At 33.9% G+C, this 22,039-nt stretch carries 16 protein-coding genes; 15 read left to right on the top strand and 1 reads right to left on the bottom strand.

What is annotated here, in order from left to right; translation table 11 throughout:
* Positions 1–305: 305 nt before the first annotated feature.
* From J1D01_RS16380 to J1D01_RS16395, 4 genes are all read left to right on the top strand, one after another.
* A complete protein-coding gene (locus J1D01_RS16380; RefSeq protein WP_421151604.1) occupies positions 306–1,589 on the top strand; it encodes a site-specific integrase in 1,284 nt (427 codons plus the stop codon).
* A 258-nt stretch (positions 1,590–1,847) separates the two neighbouring features.
* Positions 1,848–5,507: a hypothetical protein gene (locus tag J1D01_RS16385; protein WP_421151605.1), complete on the top strand. Its 3,660-nt coding sequence runs from the start codon at positions 1,848–1,850 to the stop codon at positions 5,505–5,507.
* A gap of 1,014 nt (positions 5,508–6,521) precedes the next feature.
* Positions 6,522–6,854, top strand: coding sequence for a single-stranded DNA-binding protein (locus tag J1D01_RS16390; RefSeq protein ID WP_421151606.1), 333 nt, complete (start codon positions 6,522–6,524; stop codon positions 6,852–6,854).
* A gap of 73 nt (positions 6,855–6,927) precedes the next feature.
* The gene (locus J1D01_RS16395; RefSeq protein ID WP_076698201.1) at positions 6,928–7,371 is read left to right on the top strand and encodes a JAB domain-containing protein; all 444 of its coding nucleotides are present in this window, start codon (positions 6,928–6,930) and stop codon (positions 7,369–7,371) included.
* A 1,184-nt stretch (positions 7,372–8,555) separates the two neighbouring features.
* Here J1D01_RS16395 and J1D01_RS16400 read toward each other — a convergent pair.
* Complete coding sequence (locus J1D01_RS16400) at positions 8,556–8,960, bottom strand: helix-turn-helix domain-containing protein (protein ID WP_421151607.1); 405 nt, start codon at positions 8,958–8,960, stop codon at positions 8,556–8,558.
* 164 nt (positions 8,961–9,124) lie between these two features.
* Here J1D01_RS16400 and J1D01_RS16405 point away from each other — a divergent pair, with 164 nt between their 5' ends.
* The 11 genes from J1D01_RS16405 (at position 9,125) to J1D01_RS16455 (ending at position 22,024) form a co-directional block, all read left to right on the top strand.
* A complete protein-coding gene (locus J1D01_RS16405) occupies positions 9,125–9,442 on the top strand; it encodes a hypothetical protein (protein ID WP_421151608.1) in 318 nt (105 codons plus the stop codon).
* 18 nt (positions 9,443–9,460) lie between these two features.
* Positions 9,461–10,696 (top strand): HEPN domain-containing protein, encoded by a 1,236-nt coding sequence (locus tag J1D01_RS16410; RefSeq protein WP_421151609.1) that lies wholly within the window; start codon positions 9,461–9,463, stop codon positions 10,694–10,696.
* Positions 10,653–10,982 carry a hypothetical protein gene (locus tag J1D01_RS16415; protein WP_421151610.1) on the top strand — a complete coding sequence of 110 codons (330 nt, stop codon included), beginning with the start codon at positions 10,653–10,655 and terminating at the stop codon, positions 10,980–10,982. The genes J1D01_RS16410 and J1D01_RS16415 overlap by 44 nt, the downstream gene beginning before the upstream one ends.
* A gap of 633 nt (positions 10,983–11,615) precedes the next feature.
* On the top strand, positions 11,616–13,496 hold the full coding sequence (locus tag J1D01_RS16420) for an O-antigen ligase family protein (protein ID WP_421151611.1): 1,881 nt from the start codon (positions 11,616–11,618) through the stop codon (positions 13,494–13,496).
* A 36-nt stretch (positions 13,497–13,532) separates the two neighbouring features.
* Positions 13,533–14,639 carry an efflux RND transporter periplasmic adaptor subunit gene (locus tag J1D01_RS16425; protein ID WP_421151612.1) on the top strand — a complete coding sequence of 369 codons (1,107 nt, stop codon included), beginning with the start codon at positions 13,533–13,535 and terminating at the stop codon, positions 14,637–14,639.
* Positions 14,640–17,738 (top strand): efflux RND transporter permease subunit, encoded by a 3,099-nt coding sequence (locus J1D01_RS16430; protein WP_421151613.1) that lies wholly within the window; start codon positions 14,640–14,642, stop codon positions 17,736–17,738.
* Complete coding sequence (locus J1D01_RS16435) at positions 17,725–19,251, top strand: TolC family protein (protein WP_421151614.1); 1,527 nt, start codon at positions 17,725–17,727, stop codon at positions 19,249–19,251. The genes J1D01_RS16430 and J1D01_RS16435 overlap by 14 nt, the downstream gene beginning before the upstream one ends.
* Before the next feature lie 586 nt (positions 19,252–19,837).
* Positions 19,838–20,119: a hypothetical protein gene (locus J1D01_RS16440; RefSeq protein WP_421151615.1), complete on the top strand. Its 282-nt coding sequence runs from the start codon at positions 19,838–19,840 to the stop codon at positions 20,117–20,119.
* Between the two features lie 21 nt (positions 20,120–20,140).
* A complete protein-coding gene (locus J1D01_RS16445) occupies positions 20,141–20,425 on the top strand; it encodes a hypothetical protein (protein WP_421151616.1) in 285 nt (94 codons plus the stop codon).
* Positions 20,426–20,529: 104 nt separating this feature from the next.
* Positions 20,530–21,504: a BF3164 family lipoprotein gene (locus tag J1D01_RS16450; RefSeq protein ID WP_421151617.1), complete on the top strand. Its 975-nt coding sequence runs from the start codon at positions 20,530–20,532 to the stop codon at positions 21,502–21,504.
* Positions 21,494–22,024 carry a hypothetical protein gene (locus J1D01_RS16455; protein WP_406969755.1) on the top strand — a complete coding sequence of 177 codons (531 nt, stop codon included), beginning with the start codon at positions 21,494–21,496 and terminating at the stop codon, positions 22,022–22,024. The genes J1D01_RS16450 and J1D01_RS16455 overlap by 11 nt, the downstream gene beginning before the upstream one ends.
* Positions 22,025–22,039: the final 15 nt, after the last annotated feature.

Raw genomic sequence — 22,039 nt, forward strand, 5'->3', positions numbered from 1 at the left:
GCAATCAGGTGTACACAAACAAATGAAATTTAAAGAATAACAGTAGTAATAAGGGTAGGAGACCTTAAGAATAGGCCTGCCACCCCGACAAAATTGATTTATTGAAAACTAAATAAACATTAAATAAATGATTTTCAGGAATTTAATGTTTATTGTTTTCAATTGATTTCATACGAATTCATTGCTAAAGATGTCCTATAGGGTGTCCTATTCATTTGAGATGGATTTCGTAAATTGTCTTTCCTACGGGACTTTCCAGAGATTTGACTTTCACTTTAATCATTGTTTAACTAAAGTGAAAAGTAATGAAAACCACAAAATCATTCAGTATTGGCTTTTGGCTGAAAAAGACAGCAATCAAAAGCGACGGACAAATTCCTATTTATGCACGTATCCGTGTCGATGGAAAAAGTGCGGACATCAGTGTTAAGCGTACAACCTTGGAAACCCATTGGTGCTCGGAATCTTCAAGACTTAATCCACGGGTTAAAGGCGCACAGAGTATAAACTTGTATTTGGATGATGTTTATGCCGATTTAATGGATTGCCATAGACAACTGTATTCCGAAGGTCGGCCCATAACTTCCCAGAAAATTAAACTCCGTTATTTGGGAAAGGATAAGACTTTTGATAAGCTATCCGATATTATAACTTACCACAAGGAAGTTGAAGCGCCAAAATTATCAAAAGGCACTTTAAAAAACTATGGAGCTACGGAAAAGTATCTTAAACGGTTTATACAACATCAATATATAACCAGCGATATCCAGTTGCACTTTATCGATTACCTCTTTATTGTAGATTTTGAAAATTATTTAAGAACCTGTAAGCCGCTAAGGTCTTCACAACCATTGAACAATAACGGTGTTATGAAACACATGGAACGGTTTCAAAAACTAATCAATATTGCTGTTAAATTTGGGTGCTTTACGACCAACCCTTTTAATCTGTATAGTTTAAGGTATGATGATTATGATAGCGCCTTTCTGGAATTAAAAGAGCTAAATAAATTAAGGTCTGTTAAGTTAAAGGAGCCAGGTTTACTACTTGTAAGGGATTTGTTCTTGTTCTCTTGTTATACAGGCTTAACCTATACCGAGGTTGAATTGCTTAAAAAAGATGATATAGTAGAAGGTGTTGATGGGGATTTATGGATTGATATTAAGCGAAAGAAGACCAAAACAACAGTAAAAGTCCCTTTATTGCGCCAGGCTAAAGAAGTTTTGAAGCGTTATGCTAATTATCCAAACCACATTAATCAAAACAGACTTTTACCCGTAATTTCCAATCAGAAGGTCAATAAACATTTAAAAACCATTGCAAAGCTTGCAGGGGTAAACAAACACCTTACGTTTCATGTAGCCAGGCACACCTTTGCAACAACAATTACCCTGCTTAACGATGTTCCATTTGAAACGGTGTCTAAACTATTAGGACACACTAAATTGTCGACTACCCAGAGGTATGCCAGAGTAGTTGAAAAGAAAATAAGTAAGGATATGGGGAAATTGAAAGATGTTTTATGTAAGGAGGAAACTAAAATTGCTTCAATACCAAAAGGACAAAAAGCTCATCTACGAATTGTGTAAAACCTTTTGCAGATGCAGATTGTTTTGCAGCAAAAGCTTTGGTTTTTGAGGGAACTCATTTGGTTTTAAGGATTACTCTAATTGGATGTAAAAAAATTAATTGTGTTATCTTTATTCAATTGGGGTTAACGCTTTTTAATTTGTGTTTTCTGCCATATTGACATTGCAAAAGGTTGGTTTTCAAAATTGTTAAGCTAAATGTTGAATTTTCTTAAAGTGGTTAGGTTTTTGATTTGTTAGAAGCAAACTAATTTACCAATGGGAGATAGATTAAAAAGTGCGTGGGAGATTTCTAAAAATTTTCTAAAAGATTTAAAGGTTGTGTTTTCAAATAAAAATGAAAATCAAGAACAAAATAATGTTAGCTTGTTTGACTCTTTATCTCCAAAGTCGTTAAACCCTGATAAAGTAAAAATTTACTTAGAAGCACTAACAAAAGGAGTTGAAGATAAAGGCATAAATAATATTGCTTTAACAGGTTCATACGGTTCTGGAAAAAGTAGCTTAATTAAAACTTTTGAAGAAACAACAAAAGGTAAATTTAGCTTTTTAAAGGTTTCTTTAGCAAGTTTTGAGAAAGCCAATTTAAATAAAAATAAAGATTTAGATAGACAATTAGAACTGAGCATTCTTCAACAAATTTTTTATCATGTAAAATCTGAAAAAATTCCAGATTCTCGTTTTAAAAGAATTAAAAATATTACAACAGGACAACTTGTTAAATTTTCTCTATGGTTTGCTATTTGGTTTTTAAGTGCTCTAATCATATTTAGTTTTAATTATTTGCAAAAGCTTAATCCAGCAAACTGGACATGGAGAATTATTGAGTTAGATTTTCAAGCATTAATAGTGTTTATCCTCTTTTTTTTAGGTGTTGCTTTATTGGCAAAGAACATAATTAGAGTTTTAAATAATTCGAAAATTAGTAAAGTAAGTATAAAAGGAGAACTAGAATTAGGTAAGGATATTGATAAATCAATATTAAATCAATACTTAGATGAACTTATTTACTTCTTTGAAAGAAATTATTATAATGTTGTTGTTATAGAGGATTTGGATAGATTTGAAAGTGTAGAGATTTTTACAAAATTGCGTGAGATTAATACTTTATTAAATAATTCAGAACAGCGAAAAGGAGATGTGGTTTTCCTATATGCTGTAAGAGATGATATCTTTACAGGAAAAGACCGAACTAAGTTTTTTGATTTTTTAGTACCAGTAATTCCAATAATTAATAAATCTAACTCAAACGAAAAATTAAGGGAACGGATAGCTTCATTTGGATTCGACAAAAAACCAACCCTGAAATTTATTGACGATATAGCATTATTTATAGATGACATGCGTTTATTAAATAACATATGTAATGAATATGTTATATACAGAAGTAACTTAAGTTCAAAACTAATTCAGGACAATCTTTTAGGTATGATTGTTTATAAAAACATGAGACCTGACGATTTTGTCGAACTACATAATAGTGAAGGTAAATTATATAATATATTAAGTAATAAAAATCAGTACATAAAGGAAAGGGTTAATGAAATTGAAAAGGAAATTGAGAGATTAGGTGAAAATGTATTGAATATTGAGAGTGAAGGAATAAAAAGAGTAGAAGAATTGAAAGCCATATATATAAACGAATTAAATAAGGTTTTGGATAAACCGGTTTCAATTAGAGTCAATTCAAAATATTATTCTTTGGAAGAATTAATGGAAGATGAAGTATTTGAGGAGTTTAAAGAGTTGAAGAGGTTCGTTTATAAACGGTATGATGCGGTTTATGATAGAATATTAAATATAAATTCAGATAAATCATTTAATAGTTTAGAATTGTCTGTTGATTCAGAACGTAGCTTTGAAAAAAGATTGTCTTATGTGAATTCAACTAATTTTAATGAAGTCTATTCGATAAATGATGAGATAAAAAAGCTAAAGGAAGAAAAGGGGGAAGTTCAAAATTATACTTTAAAACAGTTATTTGAAGAAATTAATTTAATGGATATTCTTGGAAGCGAGTCGTCAAAAGATAAGCTTACAATTTTTCTTTTGCGAAATGGTTACATTGATGAGAACTATTACGATTATATTTCATATTTCCATGGTATTAGTATGACAAGAAGTGATAATGAATTCATGCAAAGTGTTAAAAGTCAAATACCAAATTCGTTTAACTATCGATTAGAAAAAGTTGAAGCTATCGTAAAGAGGTTAGATACTGAATATTTTAAAAAAGAAGCTATTTTAAATTTTGATTTGGTAGATTTTATATTCAAGAATAATAGTAAGTACAAAAGAAAATGTAATGCTATTATTAAACAGATTTCTAATAAAAAAGAGTTAGCTACTAAGTTTTTAGACGAATATATTGATAAAGGACAGCAGGTTAGCGAAATCATAAAATCATTATCTAGCTGGCGTGATTTTTGGAAATATGTTGAAGAAGCCAAATTCACAGAAAGTCAAAAAGACAAGTATTTAAAATTAATATTTGATAACTGTAATGTAGGAGATTTATGGAGTTTATCATTATCTTCTAATCTAAAATTATATTTGGCTGAGAAGAGTAACCCTTTAGCTCTTTTGTCCTCATTTGAAGACCGCGAGAAAACAAAGAAAGCTATTTCTGAATTAGATTTAGAATTTGAAAAATTAGAAGTTCCTAAAGTTGAACATAAAGATATGTTTACTTTTCTGTTAGAGAACGAATTCTATAAATTGAATCTTAACAATATTAAATTAATTCTAAAAAAAAATAATAAATATTTAAAAGATGCTGAAGTTCTTGAAAAGAATTTCACGACAATTATTAATTCAAAAAACACAGATTTAATAAAGAAAGTAAATAATAATATTGAAGAATACGTTAATGATGTCTTTTTGAATTTAGAAAGCAATCATGAAGAATCCGAAGAAGCTTTAATTTTATTGTTAAACAATAAAGATTTGAGCTTAAATATAAAAGATGCAATTATTCTATATTCGATTACTTCAATATCTGATTTATCAAAAATTGATGAAATAGAGGTAAAAGAAAAACTTATATCAAATGAATCAGTTAAAGTTTCATGGAATAACGTGTCTAGCTATTATAAATCTTATGAAACAAAAAATTTAGATTCAATACTTATAAACTATCTCAACAAAGAAAATGTCTATGAAGAATTAAACAAGTCATCGTTATCAATTATAAATGAGGATTATGAATATAAGAAGGAATTAACTCTATCAATACTTAATTGTAATGATTTAGACTTTGATTCATTTGTTAATTTTGTTCCTAGTACTCCACATACATGGGACAGTTTAAGCTTTGATGAGTTAGACTCTAATAAGGTTGAGTGGTTAATTAGAAGTAAAAAGCTTAACCTTACCATAGAGAATTATGATAAATTAAAAGAAAACTTTGTTGATTTTAATATTCTCCTTATAGAATTACATTTTACAAAATTTATTCAATCTTTTGAGGATTATGAGTTAGATGAAGAAGATTATAAAAGCTTATTTAGTTCTGAATTCTTATCGTCTAAACAAAAGGGGGAGTTGTTTGATAAATTAGATGAAGAATACATTTTGGGTAATAAGTCACTATCTAGTTTGATTGTTGAATTACTATCAAATTATTCATATAAATCATTATCTTTTGATTTTGTAAATGGACTTTTTGGTCAAAGTGATTCTAATCTTGATAGAGTTAAATTGTTTAATTTACAATCAAATAATTTAACATCATCCGAGGCAAAAACTTTAGTCACAAAATTAACTGCTCCTTTTGGTCGTTTGTTGATTCCAAGAAAAAGAACAAGGTTGAGTAAGACAAAAATAAATTTAGAATTTGTTGATAATTTACTTAATAAAAACCTTATTTCTTCGAGAGAAGTAGGTGAATCTTACATTAAAGTAGTTTCCAAATATTAGAGGTTTACATGTTGAAACCTAGCAGATTTTTGTATTAATAATGGTTCTTTACATCCGTGGAAAGCAGGAAGGAATAAGGGAAGGTGTAAACGTATGATTAATAGTTTTTGTGTCTAAAATTAGGGAAGGCTACAGATTGGGTAAGGCTACAGAATAGGGTAGTTTTAATTCCATTTTGGCGTGACTCCACTTGCATTTTTTTGAAGGAAAAATGCAAGCGGGTCGGGTCATCCGCTATATCTTTTGTGGTTTTATGAACCGCAAAAGGATGCCGCTGCTACCCCTCACGCAAGATGCGAGCCAGATACAGATAATTTAAATAATATTTTCAGTACGTTTCTATGCATACCGACAAGCTCCATTTCGGGAAAAGCACTTCACAAAACTATCTTGGACACAAGCTTAATATCAAAAGCGTATTTAATTGGTACGGAGTTTTGATTTTAAGCCAGAGTCCGCTGCCACCGCCCAGCCCTAACAAAAAAGGAAAGGGTTAATATTTTTGATTTAAAAACATAATAAGGAAAGCCAGCTCTGGCATTTTCTTGACCGCCCTGTTGGCAAAGCCTTCTCGGGACTTTGCTCGCCAGTTCTCAAAAATACCACAGCTGTCAAAGCATTTTAAGGGGTTTGTAATGTTTGGGGCCTTTGTTGGTTTTTGGTACAGCAAAAACCAGGCATAGCCCAAGGTACTTCTATCATGAACCGCCATACCGCCCTTTGCTCAACTTCCCGTACCCGCAGGTCGCCATGGGGTTCATAAGAAGGCCTAAGGCTATTGTGGAACTTGTCAAGACCATGCGGATTTTATCAAAACTTAAGGTTTCTACTTCCTTGAAAATCCAAGGATTTTGCTACGTCGCAGACACTCCTGAACTTTTGATAAAAGTCTTGACAAAACCCAGCCCAAACATGGTCCTCTTTTAGAGAGAACTGAACAAAGCACCCCTTAAAATTCAAGTTCAATTGAAATCTAAACAAGGGGCATTTATTAACCTTTTAAATTTTTTAACCATGAGTACATTAAGAAACAAAGTACAGTTGATTGGGAACGTAGGCCAAGAACCTGCCGTTACCAAGTTGGACAGCGGTAAAAAAGTTGCCCGAATTTCACTGGCTACCAATGAGAACTACAAAAACTCCAAAGGCGAAAGACAGAACGAAACCCATTGGCATACGATTGTCGCTTGGGGCAAGACCGCCGATATTATCGAGAAGTATGTTGGCAAGGGCAAGGAGATTGCCATTGAGGGGAAACTGACCTCCCGTTCCTATGACGACAAGGAGGGCGTAAAACGCTATGTTACCGAAGTGGTGGCTTCTGAAATCCTTTTGCTGAGTAAATAGCCCTAAAAACAAGAGGGTGCTCCCTTTTAACTCAGCACCCTCTTTTGGTTTTAAACTTCAAAAATTGAAGCTCATGAAAAGCAAAGTTAACGAAATACAGATAAGCTACAAGGAGCAATTAAAAACTTCGGTAGCCATAACCAGCTCGAAAACGGCCCATGAGGTCATTTATGGACATTGGGACAAAAACACAATCGCGGTCTACGAATCTTTTAAAGTGGTACTGCTCAATAATGCCAATAAGGTGAAAGGTATCTATCAATTATCCACTGGCGGTATGACCGGCACTTTGGTCGATGTCCGCCTGTTGTTCGCCATTGCATTGAAAGCCCTGGCAACGGGAATAATTTTATGCCACAACCACCCTTCGAATAAATTAAAGCCCAGTGATATGGACAAGCAGATTACGGAGAAAATCGTAAAAGCTTCCAAACTGTTGGACATCAAAGTACTGGATCATATCATCGTTACGCCAGAGGGTGGTTTTTTCAGCTTCGCCGATAATGGACTAATTTAAAATACAGAACCATGATCTATTTGAATTATACCAATTTGGATGGCGAGACGCAAGAGCGATTGATGCAGACATCAAAAGCTGATATTGAACACAAATTTGGCAACTCGCTAAAAGCCTATGTACTAAAGCACCATTTGAACTATCAATCGGTTTTGGAAGAAGAAGCGACACGGAATTTATACCGTTATAAGTTTACTTTTAGGATATAAAACACCATTTAACTTTAAACAAAGCGGCCTCCTTTTCAGGGGGCTTTTTTCTTTTCAAAAGTTGCACTTTTCCCAAAACCATATTTTTGGTGCCAAAACCAAGTATTTGGAACCTAACGGCGGTTCGTTTTGCGCCCCAATCAATACCTATAAAAGAGCTGGAATACAGTGAAAAGCAACTGACTTTTTCAGTTAGGTTGTATGAAAATTTTGTTCGCCTGCAGCGAACGAAATCGAATAGCAAGAGGGTAACACGCGTTGCGGTGTTACGGTTTGATTTTTATATTTAACCACCTGAATATCAGTTATTTGTGTTTGTTTTAATTGTGCTGGTTTTCAGGGGGTTGCAGCAAATCTTTTGAAATCCATTGTAAACAGGCTATTTTTTGCAGCAAAAACCACAGTCAAAGTTCTCACACTATTATTTTAAAAGGCAGGCAACATGTATAGTAAGCCTAATTAAATAGGAGGCTATATTCAGTTTGAATTATATTTATAGCACAAATTTCCTTTCAATACCCTGCCGTTTTTTTTTTTTTTTGAGGAGTGCATTGAAAGGAAACTCTTCTTTAAACCAAAAATATTGTTTTTGAAATCGTGAAGAAACCTAGGGCCACAATCAGCAAAAGCCAGAACAGTCTGGATTTTGATGCCAGGATCAGTAGGGGCGATAAGGAGGTCGGCAAAACACGTTCGGATGTGTTCTTTCGGTTGAAGGAAGGTGAGTTTATCGCTTTTGCAGATTGAAAGGACCGTAAGGTAAAGCTTAAAACCCCAGCATTCTTAGGGAATTTCCACCACCGAGACATCGTATAATGATGCGGAGATACAAGCTAACTTTGAACGGGACTACCTGGAGGTACGACAGCTCTTCCAGTTAAAGTCCTAAATTAAGGCCTGTCAAAATCCAGGGCATAAAAAAGGGAGCTGTTTGAAACAATTCCCTTTTCAGTAGAATATTTATATTGAGGAAATTTATTTTTCTTTCAAAAGCTTTTCTAGATAAGCAATTTTATCTTGTTCAGTTTTCAATAAACGTTCGTAGAGTTTTTTATTCTCTTCATGGGATTCCATAAGTTTATCGAGGGGATTAAAAGTACAGTGACTATTGAAAGTGCCCGCACTGCTATCATTGAAATTATTAAAGTAGTTAATTGCCATTTCCTCATTAAAACTTTCGATAGCTTCTTTAGTTACCCCTAAAACTTTAGCCACCTGTTCCAGTTTTTCATCTTCGATAATTTCACTTTGTTCCATCAGTGAAACACTTTGTTGGCTAATGCCAAGTTCCATGGCGAGGGCTTCCTGTTTCATCCCCCGTAATTCCCTTATTCGGCTAATCTTTCTGCCGATATGATTTGGTTTTGTTGCTGTTTCCATAACTCAAATATAATACTAATTACATGTGTTCGATACGTAAAGATAGTAGAAAATCTATAAATAGTATTGGTAAAATATCAGATATCATTGGTAATCTACAAGTGCTGTTGGTTCGGTACACCAAAATTCAATAGTTCCTTTATAGAAACCAAAAGGGAAATCGAATGGATTCCAAACTTATAAAAGAAATTATCAATAGCCAAGAGCCCATTGCCATCATTAAATATTTTGAATGGCCGATATTTTCAAATGACTATGCACATTCAAGGTATGCCATACTCAGGATCGACAGGAAGTATAATGATATCCGTGAAACTGACATCCCTTTTGACCTCGTTTCCTTTGTAACCTCCCAAACAGGCTGCTTTGAAGAAGTCTTAAGATTAAGCGAAGGTGTTGTTTGGGAACGCATGGGATTCAGGGAGCTGGTAAAAAGCAGCATACCCAAGGCTAAGATCCATCAACTTATAAATCAACGGTAACACTTAAAACTTATAACCATGAAGAACTACATTAACATACCGGATAATTTTGGACAGGAAGAAAAACTATCAGATTTACTGGACAGCATGCTCAATATGCTGACCTTTGATATCATATTTTTATCAGAGCTCCAAAACGAAGGGGGAAGCCCTTATTATTTTATAACGGCGTTTGTCGATGCCAATATCGACCCTATCCCCAATGAGGTCATAAACCTTATTTTTAAAATGGAAAAGGAATACCCCGAATTTAAAGTACGGGTATACACCGAAGCCACATCGGAAACCGCTTTGGAGCGTGGCAGTCTTTATTTTGTGGAGCATTGCTGTTTGGGCTTTACCATATATGCGAATTCCGAAGGGGAGACCACTCTGGATTACCAAAGCCTGCCAGTAAATAAGCTGCTAAAAAGGACTGTTCGGTACTTCAATGCAGAAATGCGGAAAATCAATGCCTTTGTCAAAGCGGCCGACGGACTTTTTTCCGAGAAACAATTTTGCATTGCTACTTTCAACCTTCACCAAGCTTTTGAGCTTGGCTTTCGGCTTATTGAGCAAATGTGCCTCGGGAAAAGCAAAACCACCCACAGTATCATCAGCCATATCAAATATTGTGAACCCTTCTTTCCTGAACTTAGACCCTTTTCAGAAGTTTCAAAAATGGACAACAACGAATTGCTGCTCCTATTGGAACATGCCTATAGTGTGGCACGGTATGGCGACGAATACCAAATAAGTGAATCACAGATTGACAGAATACGTTCCGAATTCAATGCTTTTATCAAAGCAGTTGAAGGCTTGTACAGCAAACACCTTGACCATTGCAGACAACGGATTGATGGAACGGACAATAAAGGCGATAAAGCTTTAAAAACAGAAACAGCGGATGATTCCCCTAGAAAAGATGGTTTAATCCTGGAAAAAATTAATGAACTGGTCGATAAAAAGATGTACAGGTTAAGTCCAGGTTCAGATAAATATTATTACAAAACAGATTTCATGGTGATTGGACTTTCGGATATCCTTTATGATATAGCGGGGATCATGAAGGTCTGCATCATAGCCTTGGAATACGCCGATACTAGGTTCGGTAGGCTGATTCCCCAGCCCCATGTCAACATCCAAACGGCACTGGAGCATATCCTACAGCTGATCCCGTTCGAAGAAATGGAATGTCTGGAAGAAATAATAAAAGAAAATGGATTGCCTTATGAAAAAGAAAAAACAATTAAAGAAACTGAAAAAGGGAGCTAAAGGCAAGCTTAATGTGCTGCGCCCCTCACAGTCCCGAAAAGGTGAGTTCATGCCATCGTTTGTGTATTTCGATGGTTACTCGGATTTATTTACAACCATCGAAGCACTGATCAATGTCTGTGTCCTGGCCACCCAAGGGGACAACCATTGTCCGCCCCACAGCAAGGCACTTGAAGTGGACATCCGCAAGACCTTGGAACTGGCCAGTAGCCTGATGCCCTTTGAGGAAGGGGAGTTCTTGGATGAAGCCTACCAAGTGTTGGTTGAAAATGAAGAGCTTAAATGAAACTGATAACAAACCAATATTTTTAGACTTGATAATGAATTTGCCTTTTTTAGATAATCGCAGAGAACATATTTCCATGATTTTACTGCGAAAAAATGCCATTAATAGGGGGCAGCTTATTTGACGTAACTCCAAAAAATTACAAATTGCAGATACGAATATTTGTTGATAGTCAATAAAACAAAAAGCGTAACATCAAGCAGCCAATTATCCCTCTTGCTTTTGCCCTTAGATTCGCAATGTCATTTACATGGGGTTTTTATGGACATTACCCACTATACGGGGGCATGTAAATGACATTAGAACGATTAAGATAGGAACGCTACATCTTAAATATTTTGGTAAATATTTGAAATAGAAGTGTTTAATTTGATTTTGAACGATAATTTATACAAGTTGAATCATAATTTACACGATTTAAATCATAATTTACGTTGTAAAATATGTTAATTTTGTAGGTTTGAACCTATAAGTCTCTCAACAATTAATTAATCTATACTTCTGTCCATTATGGTCGAAGTAAGTTTTGAAATTACTGATTGTCGTGAATCGTATAATTCGGGTTCAATTATAAAAAAGAACCATGCGGGGTTAGTTTTATATAGTTTACGATAGTGTTGTTAAATATTATTGATGGATTTATTTAAAAATTATGGTTTGTTTTATAAAGGGTTGTTGTTAACCCTTTTTCTATTATTCTTATATCTTCCTTCAATAAACCAGACAGATTACGTTAATTCGACCATAACATCAAAAACAGTGTTTTTTCTTTATGCGCTCATCGTTACACTAAGTTGCTGGGTGCTTCAAATGGTTGTCAACAAGAATAAACAACGGGTAGTAAAAATATCTACCCTAGATGTTTTACTAGCTCTATTATTGGTTTTTATCTGTGTTAATAGGTATGTTTTACAATCTAACTACGGGTTTTCAATTCGATTTATAGAACTATTAGGTTTAAGTTTTTTGTATGTGGTGTTAAGGAACTTGCCTGTGAAGCATTTTATTTGGGTTTTATTGGCGGTAGTGCTTTCTGGCGTTATACAAGCGGTTTACGGAAACTTACAGCTGCTGGGTTACTACCAGTCAAACCATTCTGGCTTTAAAATGACAGGAAGCTTTTTTAACCCAGGACCTTTTGCTGGTTTTTTAACAGCAGTATGGCCGATAACTTTTGGTGGTTACCTATATAGGGAGCAAATTCTCAAGCAGTTTTTATATGTAAATCGTTCTTCTTCATTAAGGCTAAACACGTTAATAAAATACATATTCGAATATACCTTATTGCTAGCCGTTATAGCCATTCTGTTGGTAGTCCCCGCATCACAATCCAGAGCGTCTTGGTTGGCCATTGCAATAACTACCATAATACTATTAGAGTTTAGGTACTGTTATCTTAAAAAACTTTTTTCTAAGATTTCAAGCTTTAAAAAAGTAATGCTTTCTATAGGTCTATTGGTGGTATTAGGCTTAAGTCTATTTGGTGTTTATAATTTTAAAAAAGGGTCTTCGGATGGGCGATTATTTATATGGAAAGTTTCCTCTGAAATAATTAAAGAGAATCGTGTGGTCGGCGTTGGCTTCGATAGGTTTAAAGCACACTACATGGATGCCCAAGCCAATTATTTTGCTGAGCATGGCGAAACGGCTGAGGCTATGATGGCAGATAATTCATATTATGCATTTAATGAGTTTGTGCAGTTTGTTGTTGAAAATGGCTTAGTGGGATTTTTGTCTCTTATAGTTCTTATCGTTCTGCTATTTAAAACAAAAGCAGCGCATGGAAACATATACATTTCTAATATTCTTAAAATATGCTTATTGGCTATTAGTGCTTTTGCATGTTTTTCATACCCCATGCAAATATTGCCCATTAAAATGATAGGAGTGACTGCTCTGGCTATGTTGGCTAGTATGGATGTGAATTTCAATTGCGTAAAAACACCCCGAAATACTACTGTTCTAAGAGTTGCTAAGGTGTCATTTGTGTTAATAGCAATACTGGGGGTAACTAAAGTGGGGGTGTATGCCAGCACACTTAGTGAAGGATTTAAAACTTGGCAATTTGCGTTAAGCCCCTATTACAATTATGATGATGTTTTAAAAGAATATGAAACTGCTTATCCACTTTTTAAAAAAGACGGTGATTTTTTAATGAATTACGGAAAAACATTGTCTTTAGCAGAAAAACATACTGAAGCTATATCTATTTTAAATCAGGCAACACAACATTTAAATACCACCATTATACAAACCGCTTTGGGTGACGCCTATAAAGGAACCAAACTGTACAAAAAATCAGAATTAGCATATAAGCAAGCTCATAATATGATTCCGTCCAGGTTTTATCCGCTGTATTTACAAGCCAAGTTGTATGATGAGTGTGGCAATAAAGCTATGGCTGTAAAAATGGCGAACAATTTGCTTAATAAAGAGGTTAAAGTATCGTCAACAGCCATAAAAGAAATGAAGGTTGAGATGAAAACCATTGTCAATGATAATTCCATAAAGTAAATTCTAAAGATTTAAATAAAAGTCAAGTCAATATCAATGAAAATATATTACAAGTCTAACATTATAAAGCTTTTTTTAGGTATTTGTTTTTTGCATCTTATTAACTGCAAAGAAAAACCAGCAAATGCAGAAGAGGTGCTTATCGATAAAAAAGCATATAGTATCCAAAAAAATGAAGTTCAAGTAGAATTACTAGAACAAGAACCTTTTAAAAAAGAATTGGTTAGTAATGGGAAACTTATTGCCATTCAAAAAAATGCCTTAAAGTTTGAAGTTAGTGAACATCTGGAAAAGTTATATGTGTCGAATGGCGATCAAGTAAATAAAGGGCAAACCTTGGCGGTATTAAAACCCTATAAATTCCAACAAAAGCTGGATAAGGCTACTATAAGTTTAAAAAAAGCCACTTTAGATTTTAAAGACCAACTTTTAGGTAGAGGTTATGATTACGATGTAAAAGACAGCATTCCCAAAAGCATATACGAAATGGTGGCCATACGTAGTGGTTATGATGACGCCCTGAGAACCTTGGAAGATGCCCAATATGAACTTCGCTCTTCTAAACTAATAGCTCCTTTTAGTGGCAGGGTAGCTAATATTGAAAGCAAACAGTTTGAACAAATAAGTGCAGGAAGGGAGTTTATGACCTTAATTAATGACTCAACTTTTGAAGTTGAGTTTTATCTTATAGAATCTGAAATCGCGGATGTAAGCGTTAACGACCAAGTAGAGGTTATACCCTTTGCTCTTGAAAAAAGATACCAAGGTAAGATTACCACAATAAACCCCATAGTAGAAAAAAACGGAACGATTTTGGTAAAGGCCATTGTAAAAAACGATGGCAGCTTGATGGAGGGTATGAATGTAAAAGTGTTAATACAAAAGGATATACCGGAACAGCTTGTCGTGCCAAAGGAAGCTGTTGTGTTACGACAAAATCAAGAAGTTCTGTTTAAAGTGGTTGATGGAAAAGCTTACTGGACCTATGTGCTGACCACCAATGAAAATAGCAGAAACTACGCCGTCATACCGCATCCCGATAAAAGCTCTGCAGTATTAACCCCTGGGGATTCTATCATTGTATCGGGCAATTTAAATTTAGCTCACGATAGTGAGGTGTTTGTTAAGAAGAGTAAAAGATAAATGGTAAAATTCCTTATAAATAAACCTATAGCGGTTTTAATGACAACTCTGGGCGTTTTAATTTTAGGGTTTTATGCTTCCAGTTTTATACCAATATCTTTAATGCCAGATATTGATATCCCTGAAATAACAGTACAGATAAGCGATGAAAGTATGTCTGCACGCCAATTGGAGGATGGTGTTGTAAAGCACTTGCGCAATCAATTAAAACAGGTCAGCCATTTAAAAGATATAAAAAGCGAAACCACAAACGGCATGGCGGTAGTCAGGTTGCTTTTTACTCATGGAACTAAAATCAATTATTCTTTTATCGAGGTTAACGAGAAGATAGACCGTTTTATGGGACGCTTACCCAAAACCATGAAGCGTCCAAAAGTTATTAAAGCCAGTGCTACAGATATTCCTGTGTTCTACATAAGCGCGACATTAAAGGATAACCAAAAGAAAAGTACCATTCGCAATAAAGACTTGTACCCTGTACCACAAGAGTTTGTAGATTTTAATCGTTTTACCAATCAGGTTATAAAGAAACGCATAGAGCAGGTTAACGAGGTGGCGATGGTGGATATAAGCGGTTTGGTAGCTTCAGAAATTTTAATCATTCCTAATCTAGAAAAATTACAGTCTTTAGGTTTCAGTTTAGATGAATTGGAAACCGCCATTAAAAGAGCGGATGTTGAAATAGGTAATTTATCAATTAAGGACAGTCAATATCAATACAATATTCGATTGGGAAGCCAAGTTGTTGATATTAGGGATGTTCAAAATTTATACATAAAAAAGCACAATCGTGTATTCCAATTAAAAGATATTGCCCAAGTTGTAGAACATCCCCAAAAGCGAAAGGGTTTGGTGCTGTCCGACGGTAAGGAAGCCGTTACCATGGCGATTATAAAGCAACACGATGCCCGTATGGGCGACCTGAAAGAAAAACTTGAGGAGCTATTAAAACGACTAAGAAAAGACTATAGAGCTATAGACTTTAGGGTCACTCGAAGTCAGACCAAGTTGTTGGATTACGCTATTGGTAATTTAACGCAGAGTTTGTTGTGGGGTGTTATTCTAGCTTTCGCCGTGATGTTCCTGTTTTTAAAGAACATAAAATCCCCATTTTTAATTGCCATTGTTATTCCTGTTTCTATGGTGGTTTGTCTGCTGTTTTTTCAGCTTTTTAATATATCTATAAACATCATTTCGCTTTCAGGCTTAGTTTTAGGGATTGGTTTAATGATAGATAACTCCATTATTGTTATCGATAATATCACCCAGTATATCGAGCAAGGAAACTCCTTGTCCAAGTCATGTGTTTTAGGAACAAACGAAGTGTTCAAGCCATTGTTGAGCTCCGCCTTGACTACTTGTGCGGTGTTCTTGCCCTTGATATTTATTAGTGGTGTTACTGGTGCTTTGTTTTACGACCAAGCCATGGCTATCAGTATTGGGCTTTTTGTGTCGTTATTGGTGTCCCTAACCTTGCTTCCTGTATTGTACTATTTGTTTCATAAACGGCAGCGGACAAAACAAGGAAAGGTTTCAAGGTTTTTAGAAAAAACAAACCCTATAGACTATAATTCGGTTTACGAGAAAGGGTTTCGTTGGGTAATGCGAAAGCAAAAACTATCTTGGTTAATCATTATCATACTGCTTACTTCGGTAGCCGTTCTCTATACCATGCTGCCAAAAACACAGATGCCAGAATTTTCAAAAACAGAAATTTTGCTAAAAGTAGATTGGAACGAACAAATTAATACAGATGAAAATAAACAACGCATTCTAGAGGCTTTAGAGCTTGTTAAAGGTGATATCAAAGACCATACAGCTTTAGTAGGTAGTCAACAATTCGTGCTAGATAAAGAAGCCCTCGCCAAACCATCTGAAGTCACCCTGTACTTAAATTGTGGTAATCAAAAAACTTTAGAAAATATAACCAAAAGATTGAACGCCTATCTACTTGAAAAGTATCCTAATGCCCTATACAAATATGAAGATGTGGACAATATCTTTAGCACTATATTTTCTGACGACGAACCTGCTTTGGTGGCGAGAATGCGTAATGTAAGCGGTTTAAAAAATCAGAAAAATAAGCAATTGCAAGAACTCTGGTATCAGGTAAATACCAGTGCAGAACATATTCAGCTAAAGCCTATAGTATGGCAAGAGTCCATGGTGCTCGTGGCTGATAAAGAAAAATTAATGATTTACGATGTTAACGAAAATCAGTTGTTCAATAAACTAAAGAGTGCATTTGGTGAGCGCTCTGTGTTTTCCATAACAGATAATCAGGATATCGTACCCATAGTATTGGGTGGCAAAGTGAAGTCTATTGAAGCTGTACTTGATGAAACGGTGGTTATATCCAGAGATAGTGCTCTAATACATGTAAAAGAGTTTGTAAAAGTAGTTCGCACTAAAGATTTAAAAACCATTGTAGGGGGAACAGAGGGAGAATACTACCCTATGGATATAGAAGTCAATAGCGATAATGCAGAGCGTACCCAATCTACAATAAAAGGAATTGTTAACCATAATAAATGGTACGAGGTTAACTTTTCGGGCAGTATTTTTTCCAATAAAGCGATGTTAAAAGAATTAATGGTAGTGTTGCTAATTTCTTTGCTATTGCTCTATTTTATATTGGCTTCGCAATTTGAATCTTTCTTACTTCCTTTTATAGTGTTGTTGGAGGTTCCCATAGATTTAGCGGGTGCATTTTTGTTTTTAAAGTTATTTGGTATGAGCATAAATTTAATGTCGCTCATCGGTATTGTGGTTATGAGCGGTATTATAATAAACGACTCTATATTAAAAATAGATACGATTATTCAGTTGCAGCGTCAAGGGGACCCATTAATAAAAGCATTGTTAATAGCAGGTAAAAGAAGATTGAAGCCCATATTAATGACGAGCCTAACGACCATTTTAGCTTTAATTCCATTGTTGTTTTCTTCAGGGTTAGGAGCAGAATTACAAGCGCCTTTAGCAGTGTCACTAATAGGAGGAATGGTGCTGGGTACCATCGTTAGCCTTTACTTTATACCTTTATGTTATTATTATTTTTCAAAAATCACCTATAAAAAAGCTAATAATGAGTTTGTTTAAAAAAATCGATAGAAAAACATCAATAGCAGTAAGGTGCTCGGTGGTATTTGCTTTTTTTATGTCTACTGCTTTTGCTCAAAGCACGCTAACGGAAACAGGGCAAAAAATCACTCTTGAAGAGGTATTGAAAATAGCGAGCAAAAATTCCTTAGATGCTTATAAAGCACAACGAAAACACGAGTATAGTTATTGGGCGTTCCGGTCTTTTAAGGCTAGTTTATTGCCCAAAGTTACGTTTAACACTCAGCCATTAACTTATAGGAGTTCAGTTGTGGAGCGTTACGATTCTGATTTAAACCAAGATGTATTTAGGCCAATAAGGAGCTTAAATTCGTATGCTGGTTTGTCATTGAGCCAAAATATTTCTCCAACAGGGGGGCGTATCTCGTTAAATTCTACTTACAATAAATTGATAAATTATAACGAGTCTACTATTAAAAGTTACAATGTAACCCCTGTGAGTATAGCCCTGTCCCAACCATTAATGGCATATAATAGTTTTAAATGGTTAAAAAAAACAGCGCCTCTAGAGTATAAAAAGTCTCATAAGGAGTTGATATACGAACTTCAAAATATCAATATCAAAACGGTGCAATACTTTTTTAACTGGGCATTGGCATCTAAAAGAAAGGCTATGGCAGAAGAAAAATTAGCATCCTCGAAAAAGCTGTTTAAGATAGGTGAAAAGCGTTACGATATAGGTAGTGTTGAAAAAGAAGATGTTTTGAACTTAGAGCTGCAGTTGTACAATGCTGAAACCGATTTGGCTATCCAAGACAAGAACCTACAGCGCATAAAAGAAGATTTGGAACTGTTTTTAAGGAGCGATTTATCGAATTATTCCGTGCCAGTGCTGCCCGAGTTGATTTCAAGTTTAAAAATTGATGTTGAAAACGCTATAGAGTTATACAAAAAAAATAATCCAGATATGCTGGATTTAGAAATCAGCAAAATTGAAGCCCAAAGGGATTTGGACAAAGCCATTAAAGACAACCGTTTCGATTTGTCGCTATCGGCCAGTTATGGTTTAAACCAACAAGCTGAAACATTTTCCAATGCTTATGTTAACTTGTTGCAGCAAGAATTGGTATCCATAAAATTTACAATGCCCATTTTAGATTGGGGAGAGCGTCGGGGAAATATAAAAAAAGCCCGGATGAACAAAGCCGTTCAAGATATTGATGCCGAACAAACGGCAAGTAAATTAAAGCAAGAGATCGTAGCTAAGGTTACAGATTTTAACCTTCAGGAAAAGTTAGTGCTAAGTGCGCAACGTGCTAGTGAGATAGCCCGTGAATCTTATTTAATAACAGAAAAGCGTTTTTTGGCTGGTCGAGTTGACCTGTTGCGATTAACAAGTGCCTTAAATGCATGGCAATCCAGTAACGAGAGTTATATGACCAAATTGTCTAACTATTGGCGGTATTATTACGAAATACAACAGTATACACTTTATAATTTTAGAAAATCGAGAGAGTTAACAATAGATTTAGAACAAGGAATTTTAGATTAGAACTCATTTAAATACAAAAACAAACTAAACTATGACCTATCTAGAAAAAAAAGAAAAGGAAAAGCATCTTTTGTTTTTAATTGAAAGGAACATGTTGGTGTCTTTAGAGCATGTAGCCTCAGATTATAGATGTAGCAAAAAAACAATAAAAAGAATGATAGCAAATTTAAGGTTGCAAGGGCATAACATTGTTTATTGTAGGGCAAAACGTAAATATTGTATAAAAAAATAGCACAAGGACAAAATTTGTCCCAGCGACTTGTTTTCTTTGCCAAACGAATGATAAAAACCTCTGGGTTTAAAAAAGTTAAAATAGCTAAAAATGTATAACCTTTAAAATGAAAGCCTATGTCAATAAACTAACACCACCCAGAGGATAGATTAATTCCTGCGAAGGCAAGGAGTCTTATAAATTGAACTTCAAATTTCAAATGTAAGAATTAAAATCTATTATAACAACCAAAAAGGATACGGTTGTTGTTGTGTTTTGCAAAGTGGCATGCCTCTTTAGACTTTGAAAATTATAACAATTATTTAAGGGTGTTGTAGCCTTAAGAAAATTAATAAAATGAAGAGAATTAAAAAAATGAAGAGAATAATAGGAATTTTAGGTATTACTTTTATTGCTATGTTCATGTCTTTTAATACAAATACTAAGGATAGTTTTAATAGTGATTTCGATTTATCTGACATAATAAACGTTAAAATAGCAAATGCAGAATGTAACATGACATTAGCGCAACAACAAGAAGATTGCGATTATTTTTGTGAAGGACATCCAAATGACAGTTGTAACATAGTTTTTATATGCGACGATGGAAGTGGGTGGCAGATCATCTGTGATTATATGACGGAAGAGTATATTTAATTAATAAAATTTTTTAAAAAAATGAAAAAATGTATTTTTCTAGTAGGAGTTGGTCTAATGTCTTTGTTAATGTTTTTAAACACGCCTTCATTAAATGAATCAAAACAGGATTTTGATTTGTCAAGTTTATTGAATATTAATAAAGCAAATGCTGAGTGTGGAATATCTTCAGATCATGTATACGATGATATAGATTATTTTTGTGAAGATCATCCACTTGAATCATGTACTGTTACTTATTTATGTGACGATGGAACTGTGACAGGGACATACACCGCTAACTACAGTACTTATAAAGATTTTTAATTTTAAAATAAAAAACTTAAGACATAAGTGATATCTCACCACGTTGTATTACTTATGTCTAAGTATAAAAATTGAATATGAAAATAATAAAAGTTACGCTTATAATGTCAATTTCACTGTTTTCTTGTAAAAAAAAAACAACGTTAAGTTTAGAGAACAAAGACACTATTAGTTTTTCTAATGATTCGTTTAGTATTGTTTCTAAGTTGAAAAGTGAAGTACTAAAAAGGGTGTCTGATTCTATATTAGTGTCATACAGAATTAAAATTGACGAAGAATATATGTACTTGAATGAAATTAAATCGAACAAATACTTAAACATAGTTAAATTACCTGAGGAAGATTTTATTGGAACGTTTGGAACTAAAGGGAAAGGTCCTTGTGAAACCATTGTGGCTTGGTCTATTTCTAAATCCGACAACGAGACGTTATTAATTCTAGATCCTAAACAAAAGAAAATAGTAGAATATAATGTTGATTCACTAATAAATAATAAGCCCTGTATAAAAGAATATAAAGTTGCAGATTCTGTTAATTGTCGTAACGCGTTTATTTATGAAAACAAGGTTTATTATACTGACCAAAATAATACCGAGTTTAGATTTTTTGAATCTAATTTTGAAGGGGGAAATGTTAAAGGGCATGGAAGTTTAGAGACAAATATATCTTTTAATGATTTTCGTAAAAATAGTGGTAAAATTAATAATGCTCATATGGTACATAATGATGATTTGTTTGTTTTTGGATATCACTATTTTCCATTGATAGAACTATTTGATTTAGAAAACAATAAATGGAAATCCATTGTAGGGCCTACAAATGAAATTCCAGATGAAGAATTTAAGGGTAGAGATTTTGTTTATAATTCCATTAGAGTAACAAAAAAATTTATATATGCTTTATATGCTAGTCGAATGGGTGAAATTGATGTAGACGTGATTTTTGTTTTTAATTTAAATGGTCAACCAGAAAAAAAGCTAATTTTGGACAGAGGGATATTTACTTTTGATGTTTATAATGATAAATACATTTATGGCCTGAATTATGAAGAAAATAAAATTTTGAAATTTGAAATTTAAGGTTCTTTTATTAATATACATATTCATAAATTCTTGTAACGGTTTAAGGGAAAAAAAAGAAAACACCTCTAATGCTAAAGAAGTAGTTGTATTAGGCAGTATTTTAAATTCTTATCAGTCAATAAAGCCGTTAGCTGTTTCTAATGATTCGTCAGGATTAGAAAAAAAATATAGAATTGTAGCTTATTATAATGGTGATTGTGGTGTTTGTTATTTGCAATTGTTTAAATGGAAAAAAATGGTTCAAAAATTTGCTTCATTTGACGTTGATTTCAAATTTATTTTATCAGGAAATAGTAGTGCTGTTATTAAAGCTAATTTAGAGGAAATAGGTTTTCCTTTAGAGGTTGTATACCATGATCAAAAGGATGAATTTGGTAAAGCACATACATTTTTTTTAGACAGGGGGTATAAAAATTCAGCAGTTTTATTAAATAAAAAAGGAGAAATATTACTTATTGGCAATCCTACGATTTCAACTGATATTATGAATAATTATTTAAAATTCTTGAAAAACTAAAATCTAGATAATAAC

The organism is Seonamhaeicola sp. NFXS20 (genome assembly GCF_049132085.1).
Lineage (GTDB): Bacteria > Bacteroidota > Bacteroidia > Flavobacteriales > Flavobacteriaceae > Seonamhaeicola.

Bases quoted from the DNA above. Each gene is read 5' to 3' on its own strand.
- J1D01_RS16380 (WP_421151604.1), top strand. From the start codon at position 306: ATGAAAACCACAAAATCATTCAGTATTGGCTTTTGGCTGAAAAAGACA.
- J1D01_RS16415 (WP_421151610.1), top strand. From the start codon at position 10,653: ATGAAAAAGAAAAAACAATTAAAGAAACTGAAAAAGGGAGCTAAAGGC.
- J1D01_RS16405 (WP_421151608.1), top strand. From the start codon at position 9,125: ATGGATTCCAAACTTATAAAAGAAATTATCAATAGCCAAGAGCCCATT.
- J1D01_RS16420 (WP_421151611.1), top strand. From the start codon at position 11,616: ATGGATTTATTTAAAAATTATGGTTTGTTTTATAAAGGGTTGTTGTTA.
- J1D01_RS16440 (WP_421151615.1), top strand. From the start codon at position 19,838: ATGAAGAGAATAATAGGAATTTTAGGTATTACTTTTATTGCTATGTTC.
- J1D01_RS16425 (WP_421151612.1), top strand. From the start codon at position 13,533: ATGAAAATATATTACAAGTCTAACATTATAAAGCTTTTTTTAGGTATT.
- J1D01_RS16385 (WP_421151605.1), top strand. From the start codon at position 1,848: ATGGGAGATAGATTAAAAAGTGCGTGGGAGATTTCTAAAAATTTTCTA.
- J1D01_RS16400 (WP_421151607.1), bottom strand. From the start codon at position 8,960: ATGGAAACAGCAACAAAACCAAATCATATCGGCAGAAAGATTAGCCGA.
- J1D01_RS16435 (WP_421151614.1), top strand. From the start codon at position 17,725: ATGAGTTTGTTTAAAAAAATCGATAGAAAAACATCAATAGCAGTAAGG.
- J1D01_RS16390 (WP_421151606.1), top strand. From the start codon at position 6,522: ATGAGTACATTAAGAAACAAAGTACAGTTGATTGGGAACGTAGGCCAA.
- J1D01_RS16430 (WP_421151613.1), top strand. From the start codon at position 14,640: ATGGTAAAATTCCTTATAAATAAACCTATAGCGGTTTTAATGACAACT.
- J1D01_RS16445 (WP_421151616.1), top strand. From the start codon at position 20,141: ATGAAAAAATGTATTTTTCTAGTAGGAGTTGGTCTAATGTCTTTGTTA.
- J1D01_RS16395 (WP_076698201.1), top strand. From the start codon at position 6,928: ATGAAAAGCAAAGTTAACGAAATACAGATAAGCTACAAGGAGCAATTA.
- J1D01_RS16410 (WP_421151609.1), top strand. From the start codon at position 9,461: ATGAAGAACTACATTAACATACCGGATAATTTTGGACAGGAAGAAAAA.
- J1D01_RS16450 (WP_421151617.1), top strand. From the start codon at position 20,530: ATGTCAATTTCACTGTTTTCTTGTAAAAAAAAAACAACGTTAAGTTTA.